This is a genomic window from Flavobacterium psychroterrae, from assembly GCF_018380615.1.
Taxonomy (GTDB): Bacteria; Bacteroidota; Bacteroidia; order Flavobacteriales; family Flavobacteriaceae; genus Flavobacterium; species Flavobacterium psychroterrae.
The window spans coordinates 77,892-93,929 of sequence record NZ_JAGYVZ010000017.1 but is presented as its reverse complement, the minus strand read 5'-3'; the positions used below and the strand labels follow the sequence as shown (position 1 = coordinate 93,929).

The window sequence follows — 16,038 nt, the reverse complement described above, 5'->3', positions numbered from 1 at the left end:
AATAAGCCAAAACACTTTTCTCGATGACAAAAAAACTTAAAAATTCAATTCCATTATTGGCAAATAACGATCTTTAATCGAAGTTTCTATTTGACCAATTTTCACAAATCCGAATTTTGCATAAAAAGTTTCTGCATTTGGCTCTGAGTTCAAAATAACTTTTTGACCGTCAATATTTTTTAATTTGTTTAGAAAATCATTCATTAATATTTTCCCGAATCCTTTGCCGATAAAGTCAGGCAAAACAAACAAATTATCCAGTTTTATAGTGTTTTCACTTTCGTGGAAGAAGGAATAATATCCAATAATTTTGTCTTCAATAACTAAATTATAAACTGGATTTGTTTCGATATATTCTTTTAGAAACCGTTAGAAATTCAGACCAAATTTCGATTTGCTCATTTGAATATCCCCAATGTGCTTTTGACTTTTTGGTTATTTGGGTTAAGATTTCGTGGTCGTTTGAATTTGCTTTTTTGATCGTCATTTTTTAATAATCGATGGTTTTGTGGATTTTGTTTGCCGGCAGAGATTAGAGATATTTTTTTATGTAGTTGCAAATCTTCTTTTTTAAACTCAATTATAACAATTATCCTTTATATGTTTCTTTTAGTGGATCAAGAAATGTTTCTTTAAAAGTTTCAGCAAATTGATAAACATACGGAAAATCTTTACAATAATCATTTAATGTATTGCTTTTAATCATTTCAAAATATTTCTTAATACCAACAGTATTAATAATTTGAATATCTTTTTCAAAATCTTCACATGAGCGTAGATGGTAAGGAAACTTAGATAAAAGTTCTTGATCTAATTTTTCTCTTTCAAATTCCGATACTATATAATTATTTAATATTAACATAATTCGTGGATTAAAATTGATATACCAAGTTTCTAAAGTTAAAACAAGTGGAATAAACTCCAAAGTCTTGTCAAATTTCAATGTAGGATATTCATTGTGTCTATAATCTAGGTATGTTTTATAAACTTGAGCAACAAAACCAGCCATTTTTTTCAAATCCCTAACTAATCCCTTTTTTATATCAAGTTCTGTTTTTGAACCAATAGTCAAACGCTTAGTTTTGCACTCAATAAACAAAATCGCTTTCGAATCTAGTAAAATCCAATCAGTAGTTCTTTTTTCTTTCTTTCCATATTTTTCTTCTGGATAAATCCCTATATCATTGTTATTTATAGTATTGTATAAAACCTCACCTATATAATTTTCAAATGCATTACCATAAGCATTTTCAAACCCCAATTCATTTACAATCGAATAATAAAGCCCGTTCGTTATCTGCCAAAAAAGGAGTAAATGCATTGGACAAATAAAAGTATTTTCAAATATTAAAATTGGTTTAGCATGCAATGGATTATATGAATAAAATAGATTCTCATTCATTTGCTGAGATTCTTTTAATTCCTTCTTAGCGTCATCTGTAGTTATAGAAAAATTCTGAAAAAAAACATCAAGTTTTTCGTTAGAAATCATGTCAAAATCAGATTTAAAAGGTAAAGGAAGCCTAAAAGTATTTGCAGTATGCCTAAAAAGAAAAAAACCTATTATAAAAATTTCAAATGGAGACATCTTAAATCTTTTTTCTATAATTATTTTTAATTCCTCATTACAATAAATTTTGTAATATCTGAATATAATATTTAAATTAAAACTTTTTTGCCAGCTAAACTGACGATGAGCCATTCTATGAAATTCAATTAAAAAATCTTCTTCCAATTCCAAACCATCGATCGAAATTTTAGATATGCCTTCACTAAGGGTTTTTCTTGAATAATTGATAATTTTTGATAATCTTTCTCTATTTCGAATACTAATTTTTGAATGCTTATTATCACAATTAATTAATATTTGTTTTAATAGAAATTCTTGTTCATATTCTGGAACACCATAATAACGTCGGTTATCAATTTTATCATTCATTACAAAGCCAGCGGGTAATTCAATATCCTGAGGAATTTCTAAATTAAATGTAAAATTTCTTGAATAACACCAAATCACATATATACTGTCAATTTGATTTAATTTTCTAAGTAGATTTCTAAATGGGGTATAGAGCGAGTAAATTTTGTTATTCTGATTGCTATTAAACATTCCTTTCTGATTAATTATAAATAAATTTCTCTCATTTAATGACAATATACGAAATACTACAATTGGAAAACTTATTCTTAATTTAAATAATAAAGTCGTACGAAGCGGAGTTCGCGTGAGGGATTGAGGCGGTATCCTTTTATAAAGTGGAACGGAATAAAAGATATAGCCGAAAGCCCGACCCGGAGGGGCACGCCATTATTATCAAGATTCTAAGGTTCTGAGAGGCTAAGTTGCTAAGTTATCAAACCCAAAAGGTTTTAAAAACCTGTCGGGTTTACTTTGCGGAGCCAATTACGAATTATTGTGTAAAAAAAACTTTGCGACTTAATGTCTTCGCGTCAAAACCAAAACAAATAAGAAAACTTTAATAAAGCAATCTGATGCCATTCTCTAAAAATTAGTAATTTTGAAATTCGAAGTTCAAAAATTAAGTTATTATGAAATATCATCAAATAAACAGCGCTCTTTTTGTAAAAAATCGCAGAAAATTTACGGCAGAAATGAAACCTAATTCTGTTGCCGTTTTCAACTCAAACGACATTTATCCGGTTAGTGCTGATAGTACTTTGCCATTTGCACAACACAGGGATATTTTTTATCTGAGCGGTGTAGATCAGGAAGAAAGTATTTTGCTTTTGTTTCCGGATGCGCCTTATGAGAACCAAAAAGAGATGCTTTTCCTGAAAGAAACAAATGATCATATCGCCGTTTGGGAAGGCGAAAAGCTAAGTAAAGAACGTGCTTTTCAGGTTTCGGGAATCAGAACGGTTTATTGGTTGCAGGATTTTCATAAGGTTTTGAACGAAATGATGACGTATGCTGATACAATGTACATTAATACAAATGAACATTATCGCGCAACTGTTGAAACTGAAACTCGCGAAGCTCGTTTTGTAAAATGGTGGAAAGAGCGTTATCCTGCACATAATGTTGCGAAAAGCAACCCGATTTTGCAACGCATTCGTTCTGTAAAAGAAAGTGAAGAAATAGATTTGATTCAGCACGCTTGTGATATTACTGAGAAAGGTTTCCGTAGATTATTGCCTTTCGTGAAACCAAATGTTACCGAATATGAAATCGAAGCCGAGTTGGTTCATGAATTTATTCGTAACCGTTCTAAAGGTTTTGCTTATACGCCTATTATTGCTTCGGGAAATAATGCAAACGTTTTGCATTACATCGAAAACAATCAGCAATGTAAAGCGGGAGATTTAATTTTATTAGATGTTGCGGCTGAATATGCTAATTATTCAAGCGATATGACGAGAACGATTCCGGTTTCGGGAAGATTCTCTGAAAGACAAAAAGCAGTTTATAATGCAGTTTTGAAAGTTAAAAACGAAGCTACAAAAATGTTGGCTCCGGGAACTCTTTGGAAACAATATCATATTGAAGTAGGTAAAATCATGACTTCGGAATTACTTGGTTTGGGTTTACTTGATAAAGCCGATGTTCAGAACGAAAACCCTGAATGGCCAGCTTATAAAAAATATTTCATGCACGGAACTTCTCATCACATGGGTCTTGACACGCATGATTATGGCTTACTTCACGAACCTATGAAAGCAAATATGGTTTTTACTGTTGAGCCTGGAATTTATATTCCTGCAGAAGGTTTCGGAATTCGCTTGGAAGATAATGTTGTCGTTCAGGAAAAAGGAGAGCCTTTTAACCTGATGCGCAATATTCCGGTTGAAGCAGATGAAATCGAAAGTTTGATGAATTCTTAAGTGAGGAAAGACTAGAAGAAGAAAGAGTATAGAAGAAAGATGGTTGGCGTAAATGCTGACCATTTTTTTTATTTTAACCATATAAGTGATATAAGTTCATTTCAGGTTGAGCTGAATACTATCTTTTTTAACTAAATGAACTTATATGGTTTAATGTTTTTTTACTTTTAAGTTTTCTCTAAAATTGAACTCGATAAGCATTTTTAAACTAAAATGGACTTATATCACTTATATGGTTTAATACTTTATGTTTTTATGCTTCCTTTAAATGAACTGAATAACGTATAATTTTAACTCGAATGAACTTATCTTTTAATATGGTTTTGGGTTTTCTTATATTTGTGATTCAACTTTAAAACATCATTTTGAAAAATATTCTATATAAAAACACTAAAATATCTTTTACTGATTCAGGTAAAGGAACTGCGATTGTATTACTTCACGGCTTTCTGGAAAATAAAAAAATGTGGAAGGAATATGTTGATCTTTTCTCTGAAAATTATCGCGTTATCACAATTGATTTATTGGGTCATGGTGAATCTGATTGTTTGGGATATGTGCATTCTATGGAGGATAATGCAAATGCTGTTCACGAGGTTTTAGATCATTTAAAAATCGAAAAAGCGATTATTCTAGGGCATTCTATGGGAGGTTATGTTGGTTTGGCTTTTGCCGAATTATTCCCAAAGAAAATTAATAAATTAGTTTTATTAAATTCCAGCTCAAAAGCAGATAGTCACGATAAAAAAATAAACCGAAATCGCGCCATAAAAGCAGTAAAACAAAATTATGTAAACTTTGTAAGCCTTGCAATTGCTAATTTATTCAGCGAAAACAACAGAACAAGACTAGAAGATGAAATCGAGAAGGTGAAAATTCAGGCTTTAAAAACTCCTTTGCAAGGAATTGTAGCTTCGCTTGAAGGAATGAAGATTAGAAAAGACAGAGAATCGTTATTGAAACAGGATTTGTTTCCTGTATTATTGGTTTTAGGCAAAAAAGATCCCGTTTTAAACTATGACGAAAATACTGCTCAAATAGAAAATACAACTGTAAAACTGGTTTCTTTTGATGACGGACACATGAGCCAGATTGAAAACAAGGAAGAATTGAAAACTGTTTTATTAGACTTTTTTGAATAAATCAGTTCTAAAATAAAAAGCAAAAAGGCCGTTCAAAAAATTTTGAAACGGCCTTTTTTCATTATTGGGGCAAAATTATAGTTTTGAAATAATGTCTTTTTTGAATTTAGCTAAAGTTGCTCTTGTTAATCCAAGGTTTGCTTTAGTTGAATCAACTGCTAAATAAATAAAATATTTACCATCTTCAGATACATCTATAATATGTATTTGATCTGTAAGTGTAATTAAAATATCATTGATTTTTTGATTTAATCCTAAAGCTTTAATAGCGTTTAATTTTGCTTTTACAACTTCTAAATTATAAGCAGATGCTAATTCCGGGTCAAAATCTGGATTTAGAGAAAGAGAGCAATAAGACATTCCTGTTTCAACTTCGGTTACTGAAACGGCAATAAATCCATTTACATTTTCTTTTAAATCGTTTTGAAAATTCTGTAAAAAATCTGACATGTTTTAAATTTTAGTTTAATTAATTATTGAAAACGGTATCCATTTTGCGTAGCAAAAGTCCCATTTTGCTTATATCTTTAGAAAGCAGTGCAACACAGTTATCGTCTTCGTCTTTATTTGCGACTACAATACCGTCTTTATTTTTAATCATTACTTGTTTAAGATCTCCGTTATTCACGTCTTCAGACATCTCTAAACACATTTTTAATATCATCCCAATCATTGCAGCCACGTTTCCATCATACTCTAAATTAACCGATTCCAGCAAGATGCCATCTATGTTAAAACTTAACCCAGATTCAGCTCCAGTTTCTTCGACAAGTGTATTCAAATCTATCATATTGCTATTATTTCATTTTTAAGAAGGTTCAAAGATATTTTAATAATATAGTATTGCCTGATAAACACTTGTTAAAAAAGAGTTGCCCGTAACCATTTGAATTACTTTTATTTATCCTATAATGTTTCTTTATTTTTTAAATAATATTTGTAAAAAAGAACAATAAAAAAAGTGGAATTGTTTGAAAAATTTGGATTCTGTTTGGGATATCTTAATTAATATCTTAACGTTTGTAACTATCGATGTTTACTGGGAGTTTTTCATAACTTTGCAAAAAAAATTGAACGATATGAAAACTGTTGACGAAGTACGTTTTGACTTAAATGTGAAATTAATGAAATTTAGAAGGTTTCGTTTTGAAAACGGAAGCATAAACAATTCTAACTTACAAGAACAAGCAAAAAAAGGATTTTTCAAAAAAATCTTTAGTTAGAAAAAATCGCTATAAAAAAGCTGAACTGGTTAGATATCCTTTATCAACAAGTTCAGCTTTTTCTTTGATATAATGGGTTTTACCATCTTTGATCAAAATCAATTGAGTCGAAATCTTAATTACATTTTGATAATTGTGATCTGTAATGACAATTCCCTTTTTGTACGAATTGGTTTTTATCAATTCATTGACTATATCTACCATTATTGGCGACAATCCGTTATAAGGTTCGTCTAGCAAAACAAATTTTGAAGCATTAAATAGAACAATTTTAATTTCAAGATATCGCAACTCTCCACCTGATAAATGATTTATTCGTTTAAACAAAATCGACTGAATAAACTCATCTTCATAGAAAAATTTTATTTTTTGTTTATCGACTGATAATATCACTGCCTTTTTTACAGACAAATGATTCGGAATGAATTGTTCCTGCGACAAGTAACTAATATCGTTCAATAGAACATTTTGGTTGTTTTTTGAAACAGAATCTATCCGAATACATTTATTTGGAGCTGATATTACTCCGAAGATTATTTTTAGCAAAGTCGATTTTCCAGAACCATTTCTTCCTAACAAACCAATAATATCCGAAGTTTCACATTTCAGATAAACATCTGAAAGAATTACTCTTTCACCATATTTTTTTTGGATTCCATCCACTTCTAAAATGTTTTTTTTCAAAATATCTTCTTTATTAAAAAAGTGATACAACCTATTAAAATTGCCACTCCAAAAGTAAAAAAATAGCTAAAAACCAAAAGTTGTATTTTCGAAATTCCATTATTTGCATAAAACAGATATTCGTTTTTACGATATAATTCTTTAAAACCTATGCTCATTAAAAAACCAAAACTTAAAAACAGAATGAAAAAGTAATCAAAACCTCCCAACAAAACAGCAATAGCACAAACAGTTAAGTTGATAACTAAAGTGGTTTTAAAAAATTCGAATATGTTTTGTAGTTTTCTAATCTCTTAATTTATTTTTTCCTCGAAAGGAATAGTAGCATCAAAAATTTCTGATAGTAATATTACGATTTCTTCTGTATAATTGTTCAGAATTTCTTTTGTAACGGTATAATCCAATTCTTTTTCTTCTTTAAATCCAAAAGGAAGAAAGCCGGACTTCAGGTTCTTAAACGAAATAATCCCAACTTCAATTGGCAAATCTCCTGCTTCTTTTTCAAACATAAAAGCATAAGCCAAAACCTGAATAATTTTATCGTTTTTAAGCTCTTGTGTTAATCCGTTCCAGGACTTAAGGATAATATTCGTTTTTTCAACTTTTCCCGTCTTATAATCGATGATTCTTATTTTTCCATTACGTTGTTCAATTCTATCGACATTTCCTTTAATTAAAACCGGAAATGGCAACTTTGGATGATGCAATTCACGCTCGTAAGTTTTTTCTAAAGCAATAATTTTAATTGCATCTCCGCTTTTAATAGATTCTGATTCCATTTTTAAGAAATTAGAAACATTACGTTTTGCCACTTCGAATGCCAAAAGATTACGACCCTTTTTAATTTCACCTTCTTTATAAATCATTTTGAATTGTTTTAAAACTTCTTCATCTAAGAGCTTAAAACAATTTTCAAGGTCAGTTTGGGATATAAATCTACCCACAAAAGGATCATACAATGCTTTTAAAGTTTCGTGAATAATAGTTCCCAAAGTATTTAACGCAATATTCTCTTCGACTTCATCAACTTCCCGAATACGTAGAATTTTTTGGAAATAAAACTGAATCGGATTCCGAATATAACTCGTCAATGCCGAAGGTGAAAAACCTGCAATTGCGATTTCTTTTAAACGTTCCATCACAGCTTCAGATTTTGGAACCGTCATTGGTATATATGCCATAGTTGGCAAAACAGGATTATAAATATCAAAAGTCAGATTATGCTTGTGTTGTTTCTCAACTTCTAATTGTGTTATAAATCTACTTCTTTCGCCGGCATCTAATCCATCATTTTCAGTATTATAAATTAGATAAATATTTTTTGCACGTTGTAGTAAATGATAAAAATGATAGGTATAAATAGCATCTTTTTCTTTAAAAGTAGGCAGACCTAATTCATTTTTAACATCATAAGGAATAAAGGAGTTTTGAGATTTTCCGGCAGGAAATTTTCCTTCGTTCATAGAAGTTACAATTACAGTATCAAAATCCAGAACACGACTTTCAAGAACACCCATAATTTGAAGTCCATGCAAAGGTTCTCCTTCAAACGAAACTTCGGCTACATCAATAATCTGCTTATAAATAGCATGTAAAGTGTCGATATTATCTATATGATGATGTTGCGAATAATAATTTATCAGCTTATTAATCACTTTAAAAACTGCAAATACAAAAGCTTTCGCAATCTTTTCTTCTGCGTTATCATTACTGAAATTCTCTTTTATCAAAAGCAAAAGTGCCGATACATTTTCAAGAACAGCAATTGATCCACTTTCCCATTTTTGAAACAATAATTCAAACAATCGTGTTGGACTGGAATTTAGTTCAACAACTCTATTATGTGTAATAAAAGTATAATTATTCTCTTTTATAATCCTTACTAAATTACCTGCATTTGCATAAGGCTCCACTAATGGATGGGTTAAAATATCAAGTACATCTTTATAATAAAACACATAGCTATCGCCTTTTCTGGAAAGCGCATTTGTATGCATTTTAAATAGTTTTGCTATTAATATTTGAGATGGGTTATTTTTTCCGGAATATCCCATGGTAATATTCAAACTCCCTACTGATGAAGGCAGTGAATATAAAATTGGCATCAGTAAATTTTCCTCACCCAATACAATAGCGACTTTATCCAGAGAAGTCATTGGATTTTCGTTGATTATATTTTCAATAATACTTCCTGCTAATTTCGCCTGCCCAATAGTTTTAGGAGTTCCTATTACCTGAATATTTTTAGATTGAGAAAAATCATCTACAATCCATTCAAAAATATTTGTTTTGTAATGTTTCCAGCTTTCTTTAAAGCATCTCACAAAAAGTCCGGCATCATGATATGGATCATTTAAAAATGTTTGATCAACATCCCAATAAATTTTAGCCTGATCCAGTGCCAAAAGATGTTGTACTATTTTTTCTTCTGCAGCATTTAATGCATTGAAACCTGCAAAAATAAAAGTTCGGTTTGAAATAGTATTTGAAAAGTGATTCAGGTTATTTACTGCTTCCCTATAAATTAAACCTTGATATCCTATCGATTTATTCAGTAAATGATTGTACAATGCATCGTAATACATTGGTAGCAATTTCCAGAAATCAATGTAGTTTTCTAATAGCTTGGTACTATTTTCAACTTCTATTCCCCATTTTTTAATGTCTTCAATGTCTTTTAAATATGACAAAACATGACTTGGATCTAAAAGGTAACGATCTATTTCGTTAAAATCCTGTAAAAGTGTTTTTGCCCAATTTGCAAATAATTCAAATGATTGCTGATTTTGCTTATCAGTGACAGAAAGATAAACTTCATAAAACTCAAACAAAAGTTCGATTGCATCTACAGATCGTATTGAAGCAACATCTTGCACAAAGTCTTCAATACTAATAATTTCGGGAGAAAGAATTGTATTTTTAGTTTCATTTTTCAAAGCTTCGATTAAAAAAACCTTAGCTCTTTTATTGGGCAAAATAATTGTTGTTTCAGCAATTTTCGCCGAATAATCCTGAATTATAACGGATGCTATTTTACCAAGAAAAGAAGTATTTATCATTTTATAAAAATAAAAAAAGCCATTCAATTAAGAATGGCTTTTATCATTTATTTACGAAGGTAAATTATAGTTTACCTTGGTATTTAGAACCAATATGTTTGATTTCAGTTCTTCTGTTTTGTGCTTTACCTGCAGCAGTTTTATTGCTTGCAACTGGTTGAGACTCACCAAAACCTTTAGATTGTAAGTTATCAACGTTAACTCCTCTTTCGATCAAGGCGTTCATAACTGCAGCAGCTCTGTCTTCAGAAAGTTTTTGATTCAATTTATCAGAACCATCGCTATCAGTATGTCCTTCAACGCTAAATTTAGCATTAGGATAGTTGATAAGGATTTGTTTGATTGCATCTAATCTAGCTAAAGTTTCTTTGTCTCCAGTTTTGAAAGTAGCTTTACCTGAGTTAAAGTATACCGCTCTAGCTTGAACTTTAAGATCTTCTAACGCTTCAGCAGTTACTTCAGGACAACCTCTATTACTAGCAGGACCTGCAACTGTAGGACAATCATCATCTTTGTCAAGAACACCATCTTTATCAGCGTCTAAGAAAGGACAACCACCATTTTCTTTAGGACCAGCAACTGTAGGACATTTGTCATCTTTATCAGCAACACCATCTCCGTCAGTATCAGGACAACCTTTTAAAGCAGCTAAACCAGCAACATCTGGACAAGCATCATCTTTATCAGCAATTCCGTCTCCGTCAGTATCAGGACATCCGTTTAATGCAGCTAAACCAAATACATCTGGACAAGCATCACTAGCGTCAACGATTCCGTCTCCATCAGTATCAGGACATCCGTTGAATTGTTTTAGACCAGCAACATCTGGACAAGCATCATCTTTATCGTAGATTCCGTCTCCGTCAGTATCTTTACCTCCGAATTTGAAAACTAGACCTGCAGTGTGTTGAAAGTGAGATGGAGCATCTGGAGCTCCAGAAGCATCTTGTCTATCACCACTAACTGACCATTTGTATCTTGAAGCAAGCTCAAGACCAATAGCATCTGTAAACCAGAAAGTTACTCCAGCACCTGGATTAACTGTTCCGTAGCTGCTATCACCAAAGAAAGTGTAACCTCCACCAACAGATAACGAAGGATCAACTACTTTAGATTTGATTAATTCCTGGAAGCTATATTTAATAGTAGCATCAATTCCATAATACATCAAATCACCAGGATTAGTTACAACGTTACCTCTTGAATCATGCCCTGCAGCATTTGGATTGAAAGTAACATATTTATCAATTTTGTTTACAGATCCTTGTAAACCAACAGAGAAACCACTACCTACATATCTAGACACACCAATGTAAGATAAAGAAGGAAGAATATTCCAGTTGTCTTTTACAGCGAATGGCTGAGAAAAGTGTTGATCAAAGAAACCACTTCCTGCACCAGAACTGGTTCTAGTGTCAACGGCATTAACTCCAAAAGAGATAGCCCATGGATTGTTACTGTCTTGTGCGTGAGAACTTAAACCCATCACCATCATCACAGCAACTAAAAGTTTGTTAAGATGTTTCATACTTAATTTTTTTAATTACAATTTAGTTAATTACAGACAAAAGTAACACCAAAATTTTTAAATACAAAATGAAATGTTAAAAAAAACCTACAAAAATTCCAGCAAATGGGAATTATATAACTTTTAACAAATGTCCGACAACTTTAAATGCCTCTATTGCCCTGTCTAAGTGGTCTTTGGTATGTGCAGCTGACAGCTGAACTCTAATCCTTGCCTTATCTTTAGGAACTACAGGAAAGAAGAATCCGATTACATAAATCCCTAGTTTTAAAAGCTCATCAGCCATTTTTTGAGATAATTTTGCATCATATAACATTACTGGCACAATTGCAGAATCCCCTTCAATTATATCAAAACCGGCTTTTTTCATTCCGTCCTTGAAATAATTTGTATTCCATTCTAATTTATCTCTTAAAGAAGTGTCTTTTTCTAATAATTCAAACACTTTTATAGAAGCTCCCACAATTGCCGGCGCCAAAGAATTTGAAAACAAATAGGGTCTTGAACGCTGACGAAGCAATTCAATTATTTCTTTTTTTGCTGTTGTATAACCTCCCATTGCTCCACCAAGAGCTTTACCAAGAGTACCTGTAATGATATCAACTCTGCCCATTACACCTTTTGCTTCAAGCGTACCTTTGCCTGTTGCACCAATGAATCCCGCAGCATGACATTCATCAACCATAACCATTGCATCATATTTATCAGCCAGATCACAAATTTTATCTAATGGCGCCACAACACCATCCATAGAAAATACACCATCAGTAACAATTATTTTAAAACGCGCTCCTGCTTCATTAGCTTTAATTAGCTGCTGTTCTAAATCTTCCATATTACTGTTTTCATAACGGTAACGTGCTGCTTTACACAAACGTACACCATCAATAATAGAAGCATGATTTAAACTATCAGAAATAATTGCATCATTTTCACCTAACAATGGCTCAAAAACTCCTCCGTTTGCATCAAAAGCTGCTGCATAAAGAATTGTATCCTCGGTACCATAAAATTCAGCGATTTTTTTCTCTAAAGTTTTATGAATATCCTGAGTTCCGCAAATAAAACGCACTGATGACATTCCGAAACCATGAGTATCCATAGCGTCTTTAGCAGCTTGTACTACTTCAGGATGTGATGAAAGCCCCAAATAATTGTTTGCACAAAAATTTAAAACCTTTTCACCTGTCGAAATAGTAATTTCAGCATCTTGTGCCGAAGTTATAATTCGTTCCTTTTTAAAAATTCCGTTCTCTTCAATAGTTTGCAACTCACTTTGCAAATGCTCTTTAATTTTACCGTACATTTCTATTTATTTAAAACGTTAAAAATTAACAACTTACACCTGTTAAGACGTCAACTATCCTTTAACATCTGATTAATTTCTTCACAAATTTACTACATCGATTTCTGTTCCTATATACACCAAAGCCTTTTTTAACACTTTGTATCCTAAATCTTCAATAGCATCTTGGTATTCTTGAATTTGTTGTGCATATTTTGAATTTATCATCCCGGTTTTATAATCCAAAAGATAAGCTTCCTTATTTTGAGTCAAAACAATTCGGTCAGGTTTTAAAATCCGGCCTTCTTTCTGAACTATTGTTTGCTCATTTAAAACAGTATAATTACCATCAAAACAAATACTTAATTCAGGATGATTTACAATTTCACCAAGAGTTTTTAAAACTAATTCTGTCTGATCGATTGTAATCAATCCATTTTCAAGCGCTTTGGTAACAGCCAAATTAATATCTGATTTACCTTTAACGAACGCTAAAATCTCATGAATTATATTTCCATACGATATTGCTTCCTGCTGATGCGTTCCCCACATCAAAGATTCACGTTGTGCAATTCGGATATTTTTCGGATTCAAAACTTCTGAAACAACCGGTATCGTTTTCACTAAATCAAAAGAATCTACAAACTCCGAAAGTCTGGTTTTGTTTCCAAATTCATATTCTAATTTTTCAGGATCATAAACTCCTTTATTCATTAAATATTTAATAAAAAAAGAAGCCATATTATTCGGAAATTCACCGTCTTTTCTTTCTTTTAAAGATTGCGAAATAACATATAACTGTTCTTCAGCACGAGTTAGCGCCACATACAAAACATTAATATTATCCAGTAATTCTTCTTGTTTTTTTAAATTAAAAACTGCCGAAGCACTTTCACCAAAACCTTCAACCGCGCTACTATTATCAATTAAGGCTTTTGGAACACCTAAATCACTATCTTCTGTATCGAGCCATAATTTATCTTTTGGTTTTCGATTATAATCTTCTTCTGCAAAAGGCATAATAACAACAGGAAACTCTAATCCTTTCGACTTATGAATCGTCATAATTCGCACGGCATTATTTCCTTCCGGCGACGGAATACTAAATTTCTCTCCGTTTTTATCCCAGTAACTTAAAAAATCTGCAATTCCAGCCTGATTTCTAATATCCCGCTCTAAAACGATATCAAGAAAAAACTGCACATACGCATTTCCTTCTGAAATCATTACGAATTTTGAAATGATAATCTCGACTGCTTCGTAAAGTGATTTTTTCCGAATATTTTCAAAAGACAGTGAAACATCAAAAGTCAATAGCCATTTTTCAAAATCAGCTTCAACCCTTTTCGCCATTCCTGCAGCAATAAAATCATGAATTGGCATTTGAATATCTTTACCTGAAGCCAAAAAGTGGAGGAAATTCGCTTTCGATTCTAAATCGGCACTATTGTTTAAATATTTCAATAAATGAACAATCAACCGAACTTCCGTAGCATTTTGAATCATCAGGGTTTCGGAAGACAAAAGCGGAATATTCTGCTCGGTTAAATAATTTGCAATTGCAATTCCCTGATCTCTTTTACGGGTCAGAATTACAATATCTTTATATAAAAAACCTTCGCGAACCACTTTCTGAATCGCATTTAAAGTTGCCAGAACATACAAATCTGATTTTTCTACAACTTCTTCTTCATCTGCAAAATCATTTTTTTCTATTATCGGAAGAAAAGAAATATTGACATAACCTCCTTTTTTTGAATTTGAATTCTGAAAACTATGATTTTCATATAAATCTTTATAATCTTCATTTGAAAACTCTGCAGAAATCAAACTAAAAAAAGCGTTATTAAAATCAATTACTTCGCTATAACTTCGATAATTGGTATCTAAATGCTCGACTTTCTTTTCATGATTAAAAAAAGAAGTTCCTTCCTTTCCTAATTCAATAAATTGCTCTGCTTTTCCTCCTCTCCATCGATAAATGGATTGTTTTGGATCGCCTACAATCATCAAAGTTCCTTTATTACCAAAATCATCCTGACCGGAAAGTGAATTATGGATTAACGGAATCAAATTTTGCCATTGCATCTCTGAAGTATCCTGAAATTCATCAATAAAAAAATGGCGATATTTTTCTCCCAGACGTTCATAAATAAAAGGCGCGGGCTGGTTTTGAATTTCGCGATGAATGATAGCGTTAAATTCAGAAATTGACAAAATATTTTGTTCTGATTGTATTTTCGCCAATTCGTTACTCACAGTGTTTAAAAGCGAAAGCGGCGTTATATTTTTTAGAAATGCTTTATAAAAATCTCTTTTTTCGAAATTCTTATAAATCTTCTCTAAAATCTGAAGCAGTTCCGGAATAACATTTTCTATTAACGCTTTGTCTTTTGCCGTTTTATTAATGGCAATATCATCGAATTCATGAAAAGTTTTATTTCGTGGATTAAATTTTCCATCACGAATACTTTCTAAGTGATTCGGAAAAGTTCCGCGGGAAAATGATTTTAAATCAATTCCGTTTTTATCGATTAAAGCAAGAGCTTCAACTGCAAAATTTTCATTTTCAGATTCTAACTCTTTACAAAGAGCCTGCATTTTCTTTTTTATTATTACGAATTCTTCGATCGAAGTGTCCTGAAAATGCGAAATCTCATTTCTGTTATTTTCATTTAAAACTAATCGTCCTGTCTCCAGAATTTCACGCGAAACGTCCCAACTTTTATCATCGTCGGTTTTTTCCATTGTAAAATCGATCAGTAATTTTGTCAAAGTTTCATCCTGTCCTGCCTGAGCAATAATGGCATCAACGGCTTCTATCAGTAAATTCTCAGTATCTAAAGTGACTTCAAAAGTCATTGGTAAATTCAAGTCATGCGCAAAAGCACGAATTACTTTATGGGTAAATTTATCAATTGTAGAAATATCAAAAGCAGCATAATTATGAATAAGATGCTTGATTATATTCTGGGATTTTGTTTTGATTTTAATAATAGAAAGTCCCGTGGCACGAGATAAATCCTCCATTAAATCTAACGCTTTTGCTGACGGCTGCTCTTTTGTAAACTCAGACAAACTCCCAACAATACGGCTTTTCATTTCGTGAACTGCTTTGTTGGTAAAAGTTATTGCGAGAATATTTCGGTAAGCATCATTTTTAGGAGAGGAAAGAATAATTTTGAGATATTCCTTAACTAACGTATAGGTCTTTCCTGAACCTGCTGATGCATCATAAATAGAAAAAGACGGACTTTGCATAAGTTCAGTTTTA

At 31.7% G+C, this 16,038-nt stretch carries 13 protein-coding genes; 3 read left to right on the top strand and 10 right to left on the bottom strand.

Going from position 1 to position 16,038, the window contains the following annotated elements:
• Positions 1-36 precede the first annotated feature (36 nt).
• From KHA90_RS17490 to KHA90_RS17480, 3 genes are all read right to left on the bottom strand, one after another.
• Entirely contained in the window at positions 37-321 is a 285-nt protein-coding gene (locus KHA90_RS17490; protein WP_317197398.1) for a GNAT family N-acetyltransferase, read from the bottom strand.
• A gap of 7 nt (positions 322-328) precedes the next feature.
• Positions 329-487 (bottom strand): hypothetical protein, encoded by a 159-nt coding sequence (locus tag KHA90_RS17485; RefSeq protein WP_213303662.1) that lies wholly within the window; start codon positions 485-487, stop codon positions 329-331.
• A gap of 102 nt (positions 488-589) precedes the next feature.
• On the bottom strand, positions 590-2,110 hold the full coding sequence (locus KHA90_RS17480; RefSeq protein WP_213303659.1) for a hypothetical protein: 1,521 nt from the start codon (positions 2,108-2,110) through the stop codon (positions 590-592).
• A gap of 440 nt (positions 2,111-2,550) precedes the next feature.
• Between KHA90_RS17480 and KHA90_RS17475 the strand changes: the two genes are divergently transcribed.
• Both KHA90_RS17475 and KHA90_RS17470 read left to right on the top strand, forming a co-directional pair.
• Positions 2,551-3,843, top strand: a complete 1,293-nt coding sequence (locus KHA90_RS17475) for an aminopeptidase P family protein (protein WP_213303656.1) — start codon at positions 2,551-2,553, stop codon at positions 3,841-3,843.
• A gap of 365 nt (positions 3,844-4,208) precedes the next feature.
• On the top strand, positions 4,209-4,985 hold the full coding sequence (locus KHA90_RS17470; RefSeq protein ID WP_213303653.1) for an alpha/beta fold hydrolase: 777 nt from the start codon (positions 4,209-4,211) through the stop codon (positions 4,983-4,985).
• 75 nt (positions 4,986-5,060) lie between these two features.
• On the opposite strand, the gene KHA90_RS17465 is transcribed toward KHA90_RS17470, so the two are convergent.
• Together KHA90_RS17465 and KHA90_RS17460 are read right to left on the bottom strand one after the other, a co-directional pair.
• Positions 5,061-5,435: a hypothetical protein gene (locus KHA90_RS17465; RefSeq protein ID WP_213303650.1), complete on the bottom strand. Its 375-nt coding sequence runs from the start codon at positions 5,433-5,435 to the stop codon at positions 5,061-5,063.
• Positions 5,436-5,454: 19 nt separating this feature from the next.
• Entirely contained in the window at positions 5,455-5,775 is a 321-nt protein-coding gene (locus tag KHA90_RS17460; protein ID WP_213303647.1) for a roadblock/LC7 domain-containing protein, read from the bottom strand.
• A 181-nt stretch (positions 5,776-5,956) separates the two neighbouring features.
• Here KHA90_RS17460 and KHA90_RS17455 point away from each other — a divergent pair, with 181 nt between their 5' ends.
• Complete coding sequence (locus KHA90_RS17455) at positions 5,957-6,208, top strand: hypothetical protein (protein ID WP_213303645.1); 252 nt, start codon at positions 5,957-5,959, stop codon at positions 6,206-6,208.
• A 9-nt stretch (positions 6,209-6,217) separates the two neighbouring features.
• Here KHA90_RS17455 and KHA90_RS17450 read toward each other — a convergent pair whose 3' ends face one another.
• From KHA90_RS17450 to KHA90_RS17430, 5 genes are all read right to left on the bottom strand, one after another.
• On the bottom strand, positions 6,218-6,892 hold the full coding sequence (locus KHA90_RS17450; RefSeq protein WP_213303642.1) for an ATP-binding cassette domain-containing protein: 675 nt from the start codon (positions 6,890-6,892) through the stop codon (positions 6,218-6,220).
• 293 nt (positions 6,893-7,185) lie between these two features.
• Complete coding sequence (locus tag KHA90_RS17445; RefSeq protein ID WP_213303628.1) at positions 7,186-9,951, bottom strand: PD-(D/E)XK nuclease family protein; 2,766 nt, start codon at positions 9,949-9,951, stop codon at positions 7,186-7,188.
• A gap of 64 nt (positions 9,952-10,015) precedes the next feature.
• The gene (locus KHA90_RS17440) at positions 10,016-11,479 is read right to left on the bottom strand and encodes an OmpA family protein (RefSeq protein ID WP_213303625.1); all 1,464 of its coding nucleotides are present in this window, start codon (positions 11,477-11,479) and stop codon (positions 10,016-10,018) included.
• 112 nt (positions 11,480-11,591) lie between these two features.
• Positions 11,592-12,785 carry a glycine C-acetyltransferase gene (kbl, locus tag KHA90_RS17435; protein WP_213303622.1) on the bottom strand — a complete coding sequence of 398 codons (1,194 nt, stop codon included), beginning with the start codon at positions 12,783-12,785 and terminating at the stop codon, positions 11,592-11,594.
• A gap of 81 nt (positions 12,786-12,866) precedes the next feature.
• Positions 12,867-16,025 (bottom strand): UvrD-helicase domain-containing protein, encoded by a 3,159-nt coding sequence (locus KHA90_RS17430; protein ID WP_213303619.1) that lies wholly within the window; start codon positions 16,023-16,025, stop codon positions 12,867-12,869.
• Positions 16,026-16,038: the final 13 nt, after the last annotated feature.

Excerpts from the sequence above, each read along its gene's own strand:
- KHA90_RS17480 (WP_213303659.1), bottom strand. The coding sequence starts at position 2,110 with ATGTTTAATAGCAATCAGAATAACAAAATTTACTCGCTCTATACCCCA.
- KHA90_RS17460 (WP_213303647.1), bottom strand. The coding sequence starts at position 5,775 with ATGATAGATTTGAATACACTTGTCGAAGAAACTGGAGCTGAATCTGGG.
- KHA90_RS17430 (WP_213303619.1), bottom strand. The coding sequence starts at position 16,025 with ATGCAAAGTCCGTCTTTTTCTATTTATGATGCATCAGCAGGTTCAGGA.
- KHA90_RS17485 (WP_213303662.1), bottom strand. The coding sequence starts at position 487 with ATGACGATCAAAAAAGCAAATTCAAACGACCACGAAATCTTAACCCAA.
- kbl (WP_213303622.1), bottom strand. The coding sequence starts at position 12,785 with ATGTACGGTAAAATTAAAGAGCATTTGCAAAGTGAGTTGCAAACTATT.
- KHA90_RS17475 (WP_213303656.1), top strand. The coding sequence starts at position 2,551 with ATGAAATATCATCAAATAAACAGCGCTCTTTTTGTAAAAAATCGCAGA.
- KHA90_RS17465 (WP_213303650.1), bottom strand. The coding sequence starts at position 5,435 with ATGTCAGATTTTTTACAGAATTTTCAAAACGATTTAAAAGAAAATGTA.
- KHA90_RS17445 (WP_213303628.1), bottom strand. The coding sequence starts at position 9,951 with ATGATAAATACTTCTTTTCTTGGTAAAATAGCATCCGTTATAATTCAG.
- KHA90_RS17440 (WP_213303625.1), bottom strand. The coding sequence starts at position 11,479 with ATGAAACATCTTAACAAACTTTTAGTTGCTGTGATGATGGTGATGGGT.